The following is a 19,159-nucleotide window of genomic DNA, read 5'->3' on the forward strand; positions in this document are numbered from 1 at the left end:
CTATGATTATGAAAAAGAATTATTTGATTTATGCTTTATGGATGGCCGTTTTTTTGAGCTCGAATGTGGTTTCCGCTCAAAATTATTTTGGAGATTTTCCTGTAAAAGCAGATCCTAAGACTGTTGGAAATAAACTTAGTAAGCGTTTAATGGAGACCAAACATCAATTGTATGGTGATAGAGGAATACATTATGCAGAGGTGTGTACATGGTACGGAGCCCTTCGTTTTGCAGAATTGACAAATAATAAAGAATTGATCAAGCTGTTGAGAAATCGTTTCGAACTATTGTTCCACCTGGAAAAGGAACTCCTTCCTCCACCCATACACGTAGACCAGAATATGTTTGGTTGTCTGCCTCTAAGATTTTATAATATAACGAAAGATAAGCGTTATTTGGATCTAGGACTGCCCTATGCTGATACTCAATGGCAGCTTCCTGCCAATGCAAACGAAGAGGAACGTAAATGGGATAAAAAGGGATACTCTTGGCAAACTCGTCTTTGGATTGATGATATGTATATGATTACTATTGTGCAATCTGAGGCTTATAAAGCTACTGGTGATCCTAAGTATATCAATAGAGCTGCCAAAGAAATGGTTCTGTATTTGGATGAATTGCAACATCCCAACGGTCTTTTCTATCATGCACCGGATGTACCTTATTATTGGGGACGTGGTGATGGTTGGATGGCTGTCGGTATGACGGAGCTGCTTTATAACTTACCGGAGAAAGATCCTAATCGTGCACGTATCATGAAAGGTTACTTGTTGATGATGGATAATCTGAAAAAATACGTCAATAAAGATGGTCTTTGGAATCAGCTGATTACCGAACCTGACTTTTGGACAGAGACATCTGGTTCGGCAATGTTTGCTTATGCCATGATTGTGGGGGTCAATAACGGCTGGTTGAATAAAGAGGAATATGCTCCAGTGGCACGCCGTGCATGGCTTGGCTTATGTAATTATATTAATGACAAGAATGATCTTACTGAGGTTTGTGTTGGAACCGGAAAGAAGAACAGTAAACAATATTATATGGATCGTCCCCGCATCGCCGGTGATTATCATGGACAGGCACCGATAATATGGTGTGCTTATGCATTATTAAATAACGTGAGTTCGAAATAAAATTAGAAAATAGACAGTTGTCCGTCATTGACAAAATTTACCTCAATGGCGGGCTTCTTCTCAAAAAAGCAGTATGCCGCAATAGCTGAAAGAATTTGCAATGAAGTTGTTAAAGGTTCTATTGAGTATGAACCAAGAAGGATATTCCATCATTAGGTATATCCTTCTTGCTCTTTTTGACTCCGTCATCATCACTTGAAAGTGCGTTAAACAAATAAGCTACTTCTTTAAGTATCAATGGTTTTTCTCCTCTATACTTTCGGATTGTTTCATCTTCCAAAAACTTGTTTAATAGCCGGACGCAAGTTTGTCTATATCCGAACGAATTAATTTATGTACCCAAGGATATTACTTTTTTCGGAGAAAGAGCATATTTTTATGATTCCGTTAAATTGATACTATTGTAAGTCTTCCTCCTTTATTTGTATTAGGTAATGTTATTTCCAGTAATCCTTCATGATATATTTTACTTTTTACCGTTTTCCCATTCAAGGTAATTTGATAATCTTTCTCCGGATTCATACATACAAGAATTGTTCGCTGGTGAGGAGCTGTTGAATCATCGAAAGCAATTTCTGCCTGATACTCCGTATAATCATTATTGAAATGGCTGTTAGAAATCCATACTTCGAAGCCGGTAGATACTTTCCCTATTCGGTAGTATGCATTAAACCAGTTAAGTATGGGGGAAGATAGTCCGGAGAATTGATGCCATCCTGCCCCACGTTGTGAGGAGATTATAAAGTGTTCGAAGGTGTAATAACTCTCCTTACATTCTTTCTCCCATGTATTTAATGCTGTAATTGCTATTTGGTGGGCTTTTTCTCCTTCTCCAAGATCCAGCAAAGCTTTCCATACCATCCATTGGTGAGGAAACCAAACAGCTCCGTTCCAATACCCATCTGTACGATAGTAAGGAGCCGATCGGTCTACTGTAGAAATTCCTACGTCTGTCCACATCTCATTCGGAGAAAATATATGGTTTATCATTCTGTCTGTTTGCTCTTGGGAGGAGATATTTGCGATAAGCGGGCTTACTCCGTCTAGTCCTTTATTAAAGTTGGAACCATCTTTATATCGATAGATTCCTTTAGGTTTACCGTTGTTGTCGTGCATTACATATCCAAAATAACCAGTTTCCTCATCCCATGAGTGGGCTTGTAAGGATTCTGACAACTGCTTGATGATATGTTCATACTCTTTTACGTCTTTTTTAAACCCTAATTCTTTTGCAGCTAAACGTAAAATTTTCGCAGCCCGGATATAATAAGCCGAAGTCACTACCGGAGTAACAGAAGCTTTGTCACGTAGGGCATGTTGAGGCGGATAGTCATCCCATCCTCCTGAGTTGTAGAAATAATCCCAGGTTCGTAGTAGGCCGGAGCCTTTCATACGGGTTGTAGAATAAGGATTCTTACCTACCATAAAATCAAAGAATTGTTTCAATCTTGGATATAGAAATTGCAATGCTTCTTTAGATTGGGTATTATTCCATAAATCATAATAGGCATACAGTTGTATAGGCAATGGAGTGCCATGATGAATAAATGCAGATTCACTGCCAACAGGAGTGGTATAAGCCCTGATACACTCAAAAGCCTTAGTAATATCTATATCTATTAGCCCCAGAGCTATGAAACCGGAATCCCATGTATAAAGACTATTCCAATTCTTGCCGGGCGTAAAATGTCGGATATATTGTCCTTGTGTATGAACAGGATAAACAATATTGGATAATAACGCTGATTGCAATAGGCGATGTCCGAATTCGTACTTCTTACCATTTGATAATATTCTCTTCCCGAGATTATTCGAATCTTTAGGGATGGATGAAATAAAAGCTTCCGGTGTGGAATGAAACTTCTCAATTTGTTCATTGACTTGTTTGGAAGTTCCGGTGCAGACCAAGGCGTATATGGTTTGTTCCGAATGGGGCGCTAGGACAATCGGGCGTAAGAAAGCATTGGAATAATGCCATTCCCTATTTCCTATAAGCCTTGACGAAACATGATCGTGAGTCTTTTTACGAAAGAAAGATTCCAGATTGTCATCCAGAACTTCCCGAATCTGAGTTTCTTGGTAATTCCATGCTATCCCATAATAGTTATCACATTCCGGATATTTTAAGATAAAATCTTGTTTTGTTTTCCTCGACCGAATTTCGGGGATAAAAGAAAGTTTTCTGGGTAGTAGCTTCATTTGCTTTATATCTTCTTCATTTCCAATAAAGAATCCATCTAAATCAGTGCTGTAAGTCCCCTCTGAACTTAACTCTAGTATATATTTCCCCGGTTCTTTGCAAGCATAAGGGATTGAGGCTATGTTATATTTTCCGGTGCCTAGTAATTCCAAACGACTCTCTGTTAATCCTGTTACTTGGAAAGTACTTGTGTTTCCTTTGGGGGTATTGTATCTGAATCCTATCATTCCTTTTTCTTTTCCGGGCAGGATATCCACTTCATAGATAACTTTGTCTCCTTTATCTTTTCCGAAACCTTTTCCTAGGACAAAACCGCTGAGTGATTGCGAGGTCCGCATTTCGTTTCTTTTCCGCCCGTCGTATACCAGATTATATTGCGGAGATTTGCGTACCGGTTCATTTGATATATAGTCGGTTGCGTTATACCATTGTATATTTGAATCTTCAGGGATTTTGAACTGAGGTTGTTCTTTTTCATAGTCGATATATGCTATCAAATTGAGGACAAGATTTTGGTTCGTAGTAGTATTATTGACGCAATGCATGCCTACCAAAGTTCGATGTTCATCTAATATATAATAGGTGACATCGGCAAATACGCGATCTTTCCATTCCATTTCATAACGGTATGTAATGCAGTTCATAGAGGGATTGATATCCCACGGGTAATAAGATGATTCGAAAAGCACATGAGGAATCAATTGTCGGTTGCGGTAATATCCCGGCATAACGGAGAAATCGAAACGCATGCCGGATTTCATATCAGGTATATGCGAGATTCCGGCATATCGTTTAGAATAAGGTCCCCAAGGATGCAATGAAGTGATGTCATGACTATCGGTAAAACATGATGGAGGGATTGTTTGCTGTCCTAATGCAGATATTATCCCGAACATAGTCATTAGGAACGTCATTAAAGATTGCTTAGTTTTCATATTTAGAATATAAATTGGTTGATGTAGCAAAGGTATGGCTTTTGAAGATTTAGGAAGAAAAAAATTGTTCAATAAAGAAAACAAAATATTCATATTGGTTCTTCGTCACTTTTTGTACAGCCGGCATAAATGGTTGACTGATATCTCCATTAAAAAGATTCTGATTGAGGGCAACTACAGCAAAAGTTTAATTCTTTTCGGTACGGAAATGAATTAAACGATAGTTTCCAATAGTTAGTAAAAGATAATCTATTGCAATACAGTATTTAGTTTCCTGTCTATTATAAATAATAATTAGACATGCACTCCAGTTTGCGTTCCACTTAAGTCGAACGACAGAACCACTTAAGTGGAACTATCGTTCGACTTAAGTGGAACGCAAATTTGTCAGGGAACAAAGAAAATAATAGTTTCAAGAAGAAGTACTAAAAATAATATTGTGTTAGATTAATCCTTGTAGCTACACATTTAGCTCATAACCGTACCGGAAATGAACTAAACTTTGAGTACGGTTACCCTCAATTAAGATTTTGCTAGTAGAGAAATTATGTTGGCTGTACAAAAATGACGAAAAATCGTAATATATAGTGTTATTTATTATTGAGGTTTATTTGGGCTAATTCAATGGAACTATACAGGTTATATGGTTGACTGGTCCTATTAATATGCGTGGTAGTAAATAACGTGAGTTCGATATAAGCAAACAGAATATTGAATAAAGGACACATATTGCCCATAATGAAAATAAATGGTCTTGTATCGTTTCTTATTGAATGGTTCGAATGACTTTGGAACTAATTTTCCATTTATTGACCTATTTGTGTTACCTAAATTACAATAGAATCTCTACTTTTGTTGGTGAAATAAGAATTTATATGTGCTATTTTAATGTGAGCACATAATAAAGTAAGATAAATTAAGGTAAAGAGTATAAGGGTTTTTATTAAGAAGTTGAAAAGACTGTTCGAAGGATAACACGCTTTTAATTGAATCACATGTAATATCAGGGCTTTTATTGAGTCCACTTAAATCTCATGTAATGAATAACAAATTAATTGAAAAAAGTATCGCTGTGAGTGCACGTCCTTATATGTATATATTGACGGTAATGCTCTTCCTCCTATCGTGTGGATCTGATAACAATACTCCGACAGAGGATCTGGGAAATACGACGAATCATTATCTGAAATTACAACCGAGTGGTTTGAATGTAATCAAGGTTTCTTGTTTAGAAGAGAATTTCGTGTTTCCTTTTCAAGTCAAAATGATAGGAAATAAAACTAATCAAAGAGTTAAAGCCCAGCTAAATACTTGGAATGAAGATGAATTGAAGGCTTATAATAATAAGGAGAAAACATCTTATACGCTTTTGCCCTCATCGTTGTATTCTTTAACTTCTACAGAAGTATCTTTTGAAGAAGGAATTTCTATTGTGGATGTAGAGGTTAAGTTTAATCCATCTAAAGTGTTTGCTGAATCTAGAAAAAAGGGGATCGAATATCTTATCGCTTTAAAACTTACCAGCAATGAAATTCGAGTGAGAGATAGACAAGACGAAATACTTCTAAGCCTTTCTTTTGATTATCCCACAGTTGGTTTTGCTACTTCTGCCAAAGAAATTAGTATGAATAAAGATTTGATACCGGTGGATATCGATGTAACGCTCGATTATAAGGTAAATGGAATACCGACAGCCAATCCATGGGATTTTACATGCCAATTTATTGTACCATCCAATGCGGAAGAATTGGTTGCAGAATATAACAAGGCTTATAAAGCCTCTTATCAACTCTTGTCTGGAAGTAACTACGACTTAGGAGAGGGTATATCTTTTAAGGGTGGAGAGACTAAGGCTAGTGGAAAGATTACAATTAAACGTGATGGAATGGCGGTAGTAAATTACCTATTACCATTACAACTTGGAGAATGTTCTAATAATGGAATTATTTGCCGTGAAGGAATATGTTATCTTAAAGTAGGTCGTACATATACTAATCCGATTATATCAGATAAAAGTGTACCGGATCCCACTGTGGTTCGTGCAAATGACGGGCATTTTTACTTATATGCTACTCAAACTAGTACATACTGGATGCCGATTTATCGTTCGAAAGACTTAGTAAATTGGGAATATCAAAAAACGGCTTTTACGCAAGCTACTAAGCCGTCCTTATCTGGTGGAGGTGCTTTTTGGGCTCCCGAGATGCAATATATTAATGGGAAGTATGTTCTTTACTTTTCATGGGCTAAAATGAATGGGGCGGATGTTAGCTATACGGCTGTAGCTGTTTCTGATTCTCCTTTAGGTCCTTTCCCGAATAGTAAAGCGTTGATTACTAATGAAGAGTTCGGGTCTAATGCGATTGACCAGTTCTACTATGAGGAAAATGGAAAGAAATATATGTTTTTTGGAAGTTTCAAGGGAATTTATGTCACAGAACTTACGGATGACGGTCTTTCCGTCAAACGGGATGCAAAAGGCAAACCTGTGCTGAAGAAACAAATTTGTGGTAATTTATTTGAGGGAACTAATATCTATAAAAAGAATGGCTATTATTACTTATTTGCTTCTATTGGTAATTGTTGTAATGGTGTTAATAGCAGTTATAAAGTAGTGGTCGGTCGTTCTCAAGATTTATTGGGTCCCTATGTGGATAAGAAAGGAAAAAGCATGCTTGATAATAGCTGGGAACTTGTGTTAGAAGGGGATGGACAGAAGTGGATCGGCCCTGGACATAATTCTATTATTATACAGGATGATGAAGGTACAGACTGGATGATTTATCATAGTTATATGAAAGATGCCAAGGGTGGTGTCGGTGGACGTTTGGGAATGCTGGATCGCGTATTGTGGACCAATGACGGTTGGCCATACATAAAGAACTATATTCCTTCTAATTCCGGATTGATTCCGGTATTTAATTCTAATAAATGAAATCAAGATATACTTATTAACATTTAAAATCAATGTATTATGAAAATGAAAACAAAGAATCATGTTTGGCATTTTTTGTGGGGATTACTGGCATTGGTTGGTTTCTGCTTCGTCAGTTGCAAAGATGATGATGAAGGAGGAGAACAACCTTTTGATCCAAGTAAACCTGTAGTTATTTCTGATTTTACCCCAAAAGAAGGAGGCATGGGGAGTCGTTTAGTTTTATATGGTGATAATTTTGGAAATAATCCAGATAGAATGAAGGTTACTATTGGAGGGCAAATAGCTAAGGTGATAGGTGTAAATAATAATAGTTTATATTGTTTTGTCCCTCCTAAAGCTTATGATGGTGATATCGAAATAGCACTTCTTGACGAAAATGGAGAGGAAATAGCTTATGGAGAGGCTGAAGAACGATTCTCATATATTAAGAGAGTGATGGTTACAACTCTTGTGGGTGAAACTTATGAAAATAACACAAAGTTTGATATTCTGGATGGTCCATGGGGAAATTGTGGAGGATTGGAAAAGATGGAGTGGATGGTTTTTGATCCCAATAATAAAGACATGTTGTATGTTTGTGGTGGGGCTAAGACGCATCGTGTGGTGAATTTCGCAGAAGAAACATTAGGAACTATCAAGTTTACAGGTGAAGCTAGCGGTGATTGTAACATTTTGAGTTTTACAAATGATGGGCAGTTGATTGTTGTTAGAAATAGAACTAAAGATGGTCAAAAAGGTTTGTTTTTCTTTTCTCCTGAGTCTAATTTCACAACACAAGTAAAGGCTTTAGATGCTCGTGGATGCAGAGCGGCAATTCCCCATCCTGTGAACGGGGAAATTTATACTTCTAGGTATGATAAGGGTTGGATCGGGAGATATAATCCTAAAGATGGATCATATAAGATGGATGAAATCCAATTGCCTTATGGCTCTTTGGATATCTATTTAGTTATTCATCCTACAGGAAATTATATGTATATTATATTAAGGAATAAGCATGTTATTTATCGCGCTGATTACGATTGGAATAAAGAAACATTTAAAACTCCTTATTTGGCATGTGGAAAATATCAAACGGAAGGCTGTGTAGACGGTGTAGGAAATGCTGTACGTTTAAAACAGCCTCAACAAGGATGCTTTGTGAAAAACGAGAAGTATATTGGACGAGAAGATGAGTATGATTTTTATTTTGTAGATAAGCAAAATCATTGTGTTCGTGTTATGGATCCATATGGACGAGTGACAATGTATGCAGGTAGACCGAATGGAAATGCTGATAAAGGATTCAATGATGGAGATTTGCGCAAAGAGGCTCGTTTTAATTATCCTGCAAGTATTGTATGGGATGAAAAAAGGGGTTGTCTTTTAGTTGGAGATTCAGACAATCATCGAATTCGTAAAATTGCTTTAGAAGAATAATAATGATAAACACACATATACAATGAGAAATATTTTATTAATATGTATGATGTTACTGGCTTTGTCTGTTAAAGCATTGGCGCAGGAAAATAATATTGTAGTGAAAGGAGTAGTGACTGACACTAATAAGGAACCTATGATTGGTGTGAATGTGTCTATTGCAGAAATGCCTGGACTTGGCGCTATCACAGACATTAATGGCAGATTTTCTGTTAAAATGCCAGCTTATCATAAACTCGTATTTTCATATATCGGATATGATAAAGTGGAAGTGCTGGTAAAGGAACAACGAACGGTAAATGTTGTTATGAAAGAGGCAGATGCAAGTATTATTGATGAAGTTGTTGTAACTGGTATTGGAACACAAAAGAAAATAGCTGTAACTGGTGCAATTACGAATGTCGATGTTGAGGAATTGAAATATTCTCCTAGTGCTTCTATGGCAGATGCATTAGCAGGTGTGGTTCCTGGCATACAGGCAATGCAGACTGATGGACGTCCGGGATCTGTATCAGAGTTTTGGGTGCGTAGTATATCTACTTTTGGAGCTAATAGTGCAGCATTGGTTTTAGTGGATGGCTTTGAACGTGATTTAAATGAAATAAACGTAGAGGATGTAGAGTCGTTTACAGTTTTGAAGGATGCATCAGCTACGGCTATATATGGGTCAAAAGGAGCTAATGGAGTTGTCTTGATTAATACAAGGCGTGGTAAAGAAGGAAAGATTAATATCAATGCCAAGGCGGAAGGTTTTTATAATATGGTGACAAAACTACCAGAATTTGTAGATGGATACACATATGCTTCTATGGCAAATGAGGCAAAGATTGCTCGTAATCAGGAGCCTCTTTTTCAAAATGAAGAATTGGAAATTTTTCGTCTAGGATTGGATAATGATGTATATCCGAATGTGGATTGGATGGATACAATGTTACGTAAGGGGGCATGGAGTTCTCGTGTTTCTTTGAATATGACAGGTGGTGGGAAAACTGCACGTTATTATGTTGGTGGAAGTTATTATGATCAACAAGGTATGTATAAAACTGATAAGAGCTTGAAGGAGTATAATACAAATGCTAATTTCCGTAAATATACATATCGTATGAATGTAGATATTGATATTACTAAATCTACATTATTGAAAGTGGGGATTTCCGGTTCGCTTAGGAAACAGAATGATCCTGGCGTAGGAACGGACGCTATTTGGACTACATTGATGGGATATAATTCTATTATGATGCCGATTGTATATTCAAATGGCTACGTCTCATCTTGGAGTGGTAAGGAGGATAATCTTAATCCGTGGGTACAAGCGACCATGACAGGATATAGAGAAAGTTGGAAGAATAATATCCAGACGAATGTGACTTTGGAACAAAAATTGGATTTTATTACAAAAGGACTTAAGTTTATAGGCCGATTTGGTTATGATACTGATAACTCGAATTGGATTAATAGGGTAAAATGGCCTGCTGTGTATAAAGCCGATAAATATCGTGATACAGCTACTGGAGAATTAAAATTCACAGAAATGGCGAAAGAACAAAAAATGAAACAATCTTCGGGTTCTTCTGGTGAAAGAAAGGAATTTTTTGAATGGGAGTTGCATTATAATCGTGGATTTAAAGATCATCATGTGGGAGGCGTATTGAAATATACACAGTCTGCAAAGGTTCAAACCCAAGGTATTGGTTCTACATTAGAAAATGGAATTCAACGTCGTAATCAAGGTATTGCTGGTCGTTTTCATTATAACTGGAAATATCGTTATTTTATTGATTTTAATTTTGGGTATACTGGTTCCGAGAATTTTCATAAAGATTATCGTTTTGGTTTCTTTCCTGCTCTTTCTGGTGCATGGAATCTTGCAGAAGAGCCTTTTATGGAAAATGTGAAGTGGATGGATATGTTTAAGATTCGTTATTCATGGGGTAAAACTGGTAATGATGATTTGAGAAATAGCGCGAATAATAGGGTTCGTTTCCCTTATTTATATAAGATGGATTTTTTATATAATCGTGATAAGGATGGTAATTTGGTCGATGGTAAAAAAACTCCTGTGGGAGGGTATCAATTTGCAGATATTGGTTATGATAGATATTATGGCGGTATAGGTTATTTATCTATGGCAACTCCAGATGTCTCATGGGAGATTTCAACCAAACAAGATTTAGGTATTGATTTTTCATTTTTTGAAGATAAAATATCAGGTTCTATTGATTATTATAATGAGAAAAGAACAGGTATTTATTTAGAACGCAGGCATTTACCGTGGACGGTAGGATTGTCGGCAGAGAATTATAAAAAAGAAAAGCAGAATGTTTATGCAAATGTTGGTGAGGTAAAAGCGCACGGATTTGACGGTAATATCAAGTTACGTCATAAAATTAATAATGTAGACTTTACTATTCGCGCAAATATGACTTATGGTAAAAATGAGATTGTCGAGCGTGATGAAGAGAATACTGTTTATTGGTATAAGAAGCAAGCTGGACATCGTGTAGGTCAGGCAATGGGATTAGTGGCATTAGGATTGTTTAAGGATTACGAAGAAATTCGTAATTGGCCGACTCAGTTCGGAGAGGTAATGCCTGGTGATATTAAATACAAAGACATCAATGGAGATGGTAAGATAGACGATAATGATAAAGTGGCTATTGGAGCAACGAAACGACCTAATTTTACTTATGGCTTTGGAATGTCAGTCAGATGGAAGGGACTAGACTTAAATGTTCATTTTCAAGGAGTAGGTAAATCTACCTATTTTATTGATGGAAGTACTGTTTATATGTTTCAAGGTGGCGATGGCTGGGGAAATATCATGAAAGAGATGGCAGAGAGTAATCGTTGGGTTTTGGGAGAGAACGAAGATCCAAATGCTGAGTATCCTCGCTTGACTTATGGTAATAATAGTAACAATAATCGTGCATCTACATTTTGGCTTCGAAATGGTGCATATCTTCGTTTGAAGACGTTAGATATTGGATACTCATTGCCAAAAGCAATTGTTCGGAAAATGCACATGAATCAGGTTCGTTTCTTTTTTATCGGTACTAATTTACTTACTTTCTCTAAATTTAGTCTTTGGGATCCAGAGATGGGCAGTTCGAATGGAAAAAAATATCCGTTGAGTAAAACGATCTCGTTGGGTGTCTCTGTTAATCTATAAAAAAATGTATATGAAAAAGATATTAATGATTTTGTCTTTTGTCATGGGGATGATTACTATGGCAGGATGTTCTGATTATTTGGATTCAGATTATTTGTTTGAGGAACGATTGAATATAGAAGATGTATTCACCAATAAAGATTATACGAATTATTGGTTGGCAAAATCATATTCATGGTTGTCTACTAATGCTCTACAAGACGTAAGTAGCAAAAGGACTGTTCCTTTTAATTTTGCCGACGATATGTATTATGGGGACGGCGGTTATAAAGAATGGAAAAGTGGTAATTATAATGAGATAGGTGTGAATAATTCTAGTGAAACTATATGGGAGAATGCTTATAAAGGCATTTATGATACTTCTATATTCTTGAATAATATTGATATGAATAAAGAATTCACATCAGAGGAAATTGCAGATTTTAAGGGACAAGCACATTTTCTACGCGCTTATTATTATTGGTTACTACTTCGTGCTTTTGGTCCAATTCCTCTACTTCCAGATGAGGCAGTGGATTATACGTTGAGCTATGATGAATTGGCTTATCCGAGAAATTCATATGATGAGTGTGTGGAATATATTAATAATGAATTGTTGAAAGCAGCTGCGGTTTTGCCACTTCAACGTCCAGTGCAAGAAATAGCTCGTCCTACAAGAGGGGCTGCATTAGCTTTACGTGCCAAAATGTTTTTATATGCTGCGAGTCCATTGTTTAATGGAAAAGCACCAGAGTATGTCTCTTCGGCGTTGGTTAATAAAGATGGGAAGCATCTGCTACCGGAATCTTATGACGAGTCGAAATGGGCAAGAGCGGCAGCGGCGGCTAAAGATGTGATGGAGTTGAATGTGTATAGCATACATGTAGCGCGTTTCAAAGCTGCAGGTGACATAGCTTATCCTGCTACTATTGTTCCACCATATAATAGTGAATTCTCAGAGCAATCTTGGCCTAATGGTTGGAAGGATATTGACCCTTTTCAGTCTTATCGTGAATTGTTTGATGGGACTCTTATAGCGAGTCAGAATGAAGAACTAATATTTACAAGAGGTACTAATGTCGGAGGAGAAGACTTGCGTGTGATGGTTGTTCACCAGTTGCCGAGAAATGGAGCCGGAGGATATGGATCTCATGGTATGACTCAAAAACAGTGTGATGCTTATTACATGAATGATGGCAAAGATTGTCCAGGTATGAATGATATGTATAGGGGGGTTGATGGCTATATAGGGCGTTGTGATTCGAGACAAAGAGCGGAAGGCTATGTTGATGAAAACGAACTTTCAACCTATCCGGAATTAGGCTTATTAGGGGTTGGAGTATCTAAACAGTATGTACAGCGTGAACCGCGTTTTTATGCCTCAGTTGCTTATAATGGAAGTACATGGCATTTATTGAGGGCGTTGAATGATGATAACCATAATGAAACAGAGAATATACAGGTGTTTTATTATAGAGGGGAGAATAATGGCTATACAAATTCTTCTTATTGGCTTAAAACTGGTATAGGAATAAAAAAATATGTGCATCCGAATGATATTAGCTATACACAAAAAAATTCTTATGATGTTGAACGTATAGAGAGGAAGGTAGATATAGCTTTGCGGTATGGAGAAACGTTGCTGATTTATGCAGAAGCATTAAATGAATTGTCTTCAGGTACTAACTATGAGATCCCTTCATGGGATGATAGCAAGATTCATGTTGTTAGTCGTAATATATCAGAAATGAAAAAAGGCGTTCGTCCGATTCGTATTCGCGCAGGATTACCAGATTATTCAGAAGAAGTCTATAGTGATCCAGTTAAATTACGTATGAAATTGAAACGTGAGTGGCAAATTGAGTTTTTTGCAGAAGGACATCGTTATTGGGATTTGCGTCGATGGATGGATGCTCCGTTGGAGGAGACTACTCCAGTATATGGGTGTAATATGTTGGCAACGAAGGATATGAAGGATAATTTTCATACTCCAGTGATGTGTACCTCATTACCAACTATTTTTGCGGAGAAAATGTGGCTTTGCCCGATTAGTCACGCTGAAATGAAGCGTAATGCTAATTTGGTGCAGAATCCAGGTTGGACAGATCCAGAATAATTATTTAAATGTATAATAAAATGAAGAACATATATTATTTGTTTTTAGGTTTGGTAGTAGTAATTTGCTGTACTGCCTGCAATAAAGAGTGGGAAGATGAACAATATTTGCAGATGGCTTCTTTCAAAGCGAATGTAAATGCCCAAGGAGTGACTACAGCATATGTACGTTTTAAGCCCGGCGGAGTGGTAAAATATAGTGTGCCGGTTATCATGAGCGGATCTACGATGAATGAAAAGGCTCGAACTATTCATGTAGGTTTGGATCCAGATACATTAGCCAGGTTGAATAAGGAGCAATATGGACATCGTCAGGAATTGTATTTTCAACAATTGCCTGATAAATATTACAGTATGCCAGAAACTGTAGAAATGCCTGTTGGAGAGTGCGTGACAATATTTCCAGTAGAATTTAAATTGGATGAAACCTTGGATCAGGCAGATAAATGGGTGTTACCATTGCAGATCTTAGATGACTCGTCTTATGATTATCAAGCAAATCCTCGTAAATTTTATCGAAGAGCTATGCTAAGGTTATTGCCGTTTAATGATTATTCTGGGACATATGATGCTAGCCAGTATAAGATATATTTAGGCGACGATACGAGTAATGCTTTAACTATATCAACAACTCGAGCATTTGTGGTAACAGAGGATGAAATATTTATTTACGCTGGTGTGCGAGATATTGATTATTTAGATCGTAAGTTGTATAAAGTTAAGATTAAGTTCACAGATGAAATAGTAGACCTTCAGAATAAGAAATTGATTATTTCATCTGATAATTCTGAGAATAATAATTTTACCCCTATAGGGATACAGAGTTATTCAATATCAGAGAGTATGGATGATTTGAAACCATATTTGAAAAAGATATTTATAACACTAAATTTGGAATATACTTTTGATGATTATACAACTGTTCCAGGACAGAAAATTCAATATCATGTTGTGGGTACGCTTTCTATGGAGCGTAAGTTGAATACTTTAATACCAGATGAGGATCAGCAAATACAATGGTAAAAGCATAATGATTTTTATTTAACTGATTATATAGATGAAGGTAATCGGAATCAAATAATATGCGCTATTATTTGTCCGTTGCCTTCTTCTTTGTAGTACATATTATTTGTAACGTTATAAATATAAAGAAAAATATGAATGTAGAGAAGAGATCTAGTCTGTTTTCCTTATTTTGTTTAGTAATAAATGTAATGGTAGGGATGGGTTGTAGTGGAGGTGAAGATTCGTTATTTGATGATAATTCTGATAAAAGTGAGGATGATAAAACGAAGTATGTTATAAAGCCTGTTTCTGATGTGATGGCATTGGAAACTAATAAAAGAAATGAACTACAGCTTATGTGGGTAAACCCTCCAGAAATTGCGATTGTAGAAATATCTTACCAGAAAGAAGATGATGATGAGGTGCATACTGTAAATAAACGAGTATTTGGAGAGCATAAATCTGTGTATACATTGACATTTTTGGAGTATGGAACTTATCAGATAGGGTTAGTAGCTATTGACAATTATGGAAAACGTTCTGAGAAAGTAACGATCTCGGCTACTCCTGCCAAAGAGGATACGATTGACCCGGATATTATAGTGGAGGATAAATTACCTATTGCTGATCCTTATGTATTATACTATGAAGGTAAATATTATGCCTATGGTACTCGTGTTAATGGTTTCGAGGTATATATCTCTGAAGATTTGAAACATTGGAGACGAAATGAAACAAAGGCTTTGTCTCCCGAAAACTCTTGGGGTACAAGATGGTATTGGGCACCGGAGGTGTACTATGTAAAATCAAAGAATCTGTTTTATATGTTTTATTCGGTAGACGAACATATTTGTGTAGCTACTTCTATCAGTCCGGAAGGACCGTTTGTTCAGAGAGAGAAGAAGCCTATTGTACCCAATGAGAAAGGAATTGATACCTCGTTTTTTATAGATGATGATGGGACACCTTATCTTTATTATGTACGCTTCACTGATGGTAATGTGATTTGGGTAGCAGAGATGAATGACGACCTAACCAGCATAAAAAAAGAAACGTTGACTAAATGTATCAGTGTTACTGATTCATGGGAGAAAAAACAGGCAAAGGTTGCTGAAGGTCCTTCTGTGTTGAAAAGAGGGGATACCTATTATTTAATTTATTCAGCAAATCATTATGAAAGTAAAGATTATGCAGTAGGATATGCTACGTCTACTTCGCCTAAAGGCCCATGGAAAAAATATAGTGGAAATCCGATTCTTCGAAGAGATAAGGAGGCTGCTAAGTCTGTGGGGCTAGTGGGTACAGGACATGGGGCGCCGTTCATTTGTGCAGACGGAAGTTATAAATATATCTTTCATGCTCATGCAAGTGAAACGAGTGTAGGTCCACGTACTTCTTACATCAGTAATTTTAATATTTCCGATGAAGGAGTGATCAGTATTACTGGAAGGACTATTGAACCGGTAAGAATAAAGTAACTGATAAATAAGGAATGCGATGAAGAATATTCGATTTAATTTGTTGTTAGGCATTGGGATATTGGCATTAGGTAGCCTTCTCTATAATTGCTCCAGTGAGGATGAAGAACCTGTATCATCTTCTCAGGAAAATACGGAAAATGATGAAAAAGAAAGATATACATATGTACATCTGTTGAAGGCTGATAATTATAATATGCCGACAGAAGGGAGCATTTCTCCTGAATATGATGACTCTCCTGAAGGAAAAGATATTAGTAAGTTGGTTGATGGAGACTGGGCAACTTCTTTTTATACTCCTAATAATACTGTTTCTATAATATGGGAAGGAAAAGAACCGGTTATAGTACGCTATTATTCGATTATGGCAACTGGAGATAAAGAAGGAAATTCACCTGCTGCTTGGTCTCTTTATGGGTCGAATGACAATGTAAAATGGACAGAACTCGACAATAGAGTTCGTCAGACATTTGGAAAAGCGGAAAAGAAGTTGTTGGCATTAGCCAATGAAGCAGTTTATCAGTATTATAAGTTAACTATCCATCGTAATCAAGGTGGCGAAGGAGTAGAAATTTTGGAATGGATGCTGCAAACTAAGCGTACCATTGATACTCCGTTACTAATAAACTTTCCGGCTGGAAGCGCGCCGAAAGAGATAGGTAAACGGTTGGGAAATCTTTTTGCAAAAGGTAAACATAATGGGAAAACGTTAGGGTATGCGGAAACGTTTACCTGGAATGGTGCCTTGAAATATGCGGAAGCGGCTAAAGATAATGAGTTGCTGTTACCTTTAAAAACCGGATTTGAATCTTTCTTTACCACTGATAAGAACTTTCTGCCTGTGATGGATCACGTTGACCGGAATATGTTTGGTAGTCTTCCTTTGACACTATATCTGATAACCAAGGATGAACGGTATCGGGAGATGGGAAAGCCTTATGCAGACTCTCAATGGGAAGTGCCGGAAGATGCAAGTATAAGTGCGAAATCATGGGCGGAAAAAGGATATAGTTGGCAGACTCGTTTATGGATCGATGACATGTATATGATTACCATCATACAGATGCACGCTTACAGAGCGACGGGTGATATGAAATATGTTGAACGTGCTGCTAAAGAAATGGCGATGTATCTGGATGAATTACAGCGTTTGAACGGACTTTTCTATCATGCGCCAGATGTTCCTTATTTCTGGGGACGTGGAAACGGATGGATGGCAGCCGGTATGGCAGAGGTACTTCGCTTTCTGCCGGAATCGAGCCCCTATTATTCGCGGATTATACAAGGCTTTCAAACTATGATGGCAAGTCTGAAGAAATATCAGACCGAAGAGGGAATGTGGCGACAATTGGTTGATAAGCCTGATTGTTGGATAGAAACATCTGGTTCAGCGATGTTTGCATATGCATTTATTATGGGAGTGAAATATGGCTGGTTACCCGTAAAAGAATATGGAGAGGCTGCTCGTAGAGCATGGTTAGGTATGGTTACATATATAAATCCGGATGGCAAGGTTAGAGAAGTTTGTGTGGGAACCAATAAAAAAAATGATATGCAATATTATTATGACCGGCGGCGTAATACGGGTGATTATCACGGCCAAGCTCCCTATCTTTGGTGTACGGTTGCTCTATTAGAAGAATGATTGATTTTGACTAAAAATATTATTGTTATGTGTAGGAAAATTCTTTTTTTATTATACTCTTTACCTATTCAGTTATTGATGGGTCAAAACATTTTAACTAATTTCCCCCAAGGATATACTCCCGAAGAAGTGGGTAACCGATTGGCATATCGTTTTATGGAAAAATATAAAATAAGTGATAAAAAGGGAATAGGCTATTCTGATACATTTAATTGGAGTGGTGCTCTTAAGTATGCCGCTGTAACTAAAGATGAGAAGTTGTTTCAATTGTTACAAAATAAATTTGATTCATTGTTTACTACCAAAAAGCAAATCTTGCCTAAAAAGAGCCATGTAGATTGGAATATGTTCGGCAGCCTTCCTTTGGAGTTTTACTGGATAACTAAAGAAAAACGTTATTTAGATCTAGGAATACCTTATGCGGATACACAATGGGAAGTTCCTGAAAATGCAAAAGCTCAAGAAAAGGAATGGGATGCGAAAGGATATAGTTGGCAGACTCGTTTATGGATTGATGATATGTATATGATTACTATTATACAGACTCAAGCTTACAAGGTGACTGGAGACTTAAAATATCTTAACCGTGCTGCCAAAGAAATGGTTCTTTATTTAGATGAGTTACAACGTCCGAATGGACTTTTTTATCATGCGCCAGATGTCCCGTTTTATTGGGGACGCGGAAATGGATGGATGGCTGCAGGCATGACTGAATTGCTTCGATATTTACCTAAGGATAACAAAGATCGTTTGCGAATTTTGAAAGGTTATCAGAAAATGATGAAAAGTTTGAAAAAGTATCAAACATCAGATGGTTTGTGGAATCAGTTGATAGACCAACCTGATTGTTGGGCAGAGACTTCGGGGTCTGCGATGTTTACTTTTGCGTTTATTGCCGGTGTGAAACAAGGATGGCTTAAAGCAAAAGAATATGGTCCGGCTGCTCGTAAAGCATGGATGGCTTTGATACCATATATTAATGAGAAGAATGATGTGAGAGAGGTATGTGTGGGAACAAATAAAAAGAATAGTAAGCAATATTATTATGATCGTCCACGACATACTGGTGATTATCATGGGCAAGCTCCTTACCTTTGGTGTGTGGTTGCGCTGTTGGAACAGTAGTTTTGTATGATGTGATAC

General features: G+C 37.0%; 10 protein-coding genes and 1 pseudogene. 9 read left to right on the forward strand and 2 right to left on the reverse strand.

Features of this window, described 5'->3' with window-relative positions:
- Window positions 1-8 precede the first annotated feature (8 nt).
- Window positions 9-1,133 carry a glycoside hydrolase family 105 protein gene (locus DWZ47_RS02055; protein ID WP_117512242.1) on the forward strand — a complete coding sequence of 375 codons (1,125 nt, stop codon included), beginning with the start codon at window positions 9-11 and terminating at the stop codon, window positions 1,131-1,133.
- A 2-nt stretch (window positions 1,134-1,135) separates the two neighbouring features.
- On the opposite strand, the pseudogene DWZ47_RS30865 reads toward DWZ47_RS02055, so the two are convergent.
- Together DWZ47_RS30865 and DWZ47_RS02065 are read right to left on the reverse strand one after the other, a co-directional pair.
- Window positions 1,136-1,256: pseudogene (locus DWZ47_RS30865) on the reverse strand (IS982 family transposase); the annotation flags it as partial.
- A 264-nt stretch (window positions 1,257-1,520) separates the two neighbouring features.
- On the reverse strand, window positions 1,521-4,229 hold the full coding sequence (locus DWZ47_RS02065; protein ID WP_233524990.1) for an MGH1-like glycoside hydrolase domain-containing protein: 2,709 nt from the start codon (window positions 4,227-4,229) through the stop codon (window positions 1,521-1,523).
- 1,078 nt (window positions 4,230-5,307) lie between these two features.
- Here DWZ47_RS02065 and DWZ47_RS02075 point away from each other — a divergent pair.
- From DWZ47_RS02075 to DWZ47_RS02110, 8 genes are all read left to right on the forward strand, one after another.
- Window positions 5,308-7,203 carry a family 43 glycosylhydrolase gene (locus DWZ47_RS02075; protein WP_055234409.1) on the forward strand — a complete coding sequence of 632 codons (1,896 nt, stop codon included), beginning with the start codon at window positions 5,308-5,310 and terminating at the stop codon, window positions 7,201-7,203.
- Between the two features lie 39 nt (window positions 7,204-7,242).
- Window positions 7,243-8,625 (forward strand): IPT/TIG domain-containing protein, encoded by a 1,383-nt coding sequence (locus DWZ47_RS02080; RefSeq protein ID WP_055234407.1) that lies wholly within the window; start codon window positions 7,243-7,245, stop codon window positions 8,623-8,625.
- Window positions 8,626-8,647: 22 nt separating this feature from the next.
- The gene (locus DWZ47_RS02085; protein WP_055234405.1) at window positions 8,648-11,794 is read left to right on the forward strand and encodes a SusC/RagA family TonB-linked outer membrane protein; all 3,147 of its coding nucleotides are present in this window, start codon (window positions 8,648-8,650) and stop codon (window positions 11,792-11,794) included.
- 10 nt (window positions 11,795-11,804) lie between these two features.
- The gene (locus DWZ47_RS02090; protein WP_117512244.1) at window positions 11,805-13,889 is read left to right on the forward strand and encodes a RagB/SusD family nutrient uptake outer membrane protein; all 2,085 of its coding nucleotides are present in this window, start codon (window positions 11,805-11,807) and stop codon (window positions 13,887-13,889) included.
- A gap of 20 nt (window positions 13,890-13,909) precedes the next feature.
- On the forward strand, window positions 13,910-14,911 hold the full coding sequence (locus DWZ47_RS02095; RefSeq protein WP_055234537.1) for a DUF4973 domain-containing protein: 1,002 nt from the start codon (window positions 13,910-13,912) through the stop codon (window positions 14,909-14,911).
- Window positions 14,912-15,447: 536 nt separating this feature from the next.
- On the forward strand, window positions 15,448-16,371 hold the full coding sequence (locus DWZ47_RS02100) for a glycoside hydrolase family 43 protein (RefSeq protein WP_182281598.1): 924 nt from the start codon (window positions 15,448-15,450) through the stop codon (window positions 16,369-16,371).
- A 583-nt stretch (window positions 16,372-16,954) separates the two neighbouring features.
- Window positions 16,955-18,016, forward strand: a complete 1,062-nt coding sequence (locus DWZ47_RS02105; protein ID WP_055234533.1) for a glycoside hydrolase family 105 protein — start codon at window positions 16,955-16,957, stop codon at window positions 18,014-18,016.
- Between the two features lie 27 nt (window positions 18,017-18,043).
- Complete coding sequence (locus tag DWZ47_RS02110) at window positions 18,044-19,141, forward strand: glycoside hydrolase family 105 protein (RefSeq protein ID WP_117512189.1); 1,098 nt, start codon at window positions 18,044-18,046, stop codon at window positions 19,139-19,141.
- The last annotated feature ends 18 nt before the right edge of the window (window positions 19,142-19,159 follow it).

It is taken from the genome of Bacteroides sp. AF32-8BH (assembly GCF_003435205.1).
Classification (GTDB): Bacteria; Bacteroidota; Bacteroidia; order Bacteroidales; family Bacteroidaceae; genus Bacteroides; species Bacteroides ovatus.

What these genes read in the sequence shown, in the direction of transcription:
- DWZ47_RS02080 (WP_055234407.1), top strand. Translation starts at nt 7,243, where the DNA reads ATGAAAATGAAAACAAAGAATCATGTTTGGCATTTTTTGTGGGGATTA.
- DWZ47_RS02105 (WP_055234533.1), top strand. Translation starts at nt 16,955, where the DNA reads ATGCTGCAAACTAAGCGTACCATTGATACTCCGTTACTAATAAACTTT.
- DWZ47_RS02065 (WP_233524990.1), bottom strand. Translation starts at nt 4,229, where the DNA reads ATGTTCGGGATAATATCTGCATTAGGACAGCAAACAATCCCTCCATCA.
- DWZ47_RS02055 (WP_117512242.1), top strand. Translation starts at nt 9, where the DNA reads ATGAAAAAGAATTATTTGATTTATGCTTTATGGATGGCCGTTTTTTTG.
- DWZ47_RS02075 (WP_055234409.1), top strand. Translation starts at nt 5,308, where the DNA reads ATGAATAACAAATTAATTGAAAAAAGTATCGCTGTGAGTGCACGTCCT.
- DWZ47_RS02085 (WP_055234405.1), top strand. Translation starts at nt 8,648, where the DNA reads ATGAGAAATATTTTATTAATATGTATGATGTTACTGGCTTTGTCTGTT.
- DWZ47_RS02090 (WP_117512244.1), top strand. Translation starts at nt 11,805, where the DNA reads ATGAAAAAGATATTAATGATTTTGTCTTTTGTCATGGGGATGATTACT.
- DWZ47_RS02095 (WP_055234537.1), top strand. Translation starts at nt 13,910, where the DNA reads ATGAAGAACATATATTATTTGTTTTTAGGTTTGGTAGTAGTAATTTGC.
- DWZ47_RS02110 (WP_117512189.1), top strand. Translation starts at nt 18,044, where the DNA reads ATGTGTAGGAAAATTCTTTTTTTATTATACTCTTTACCTATTCAGTTA.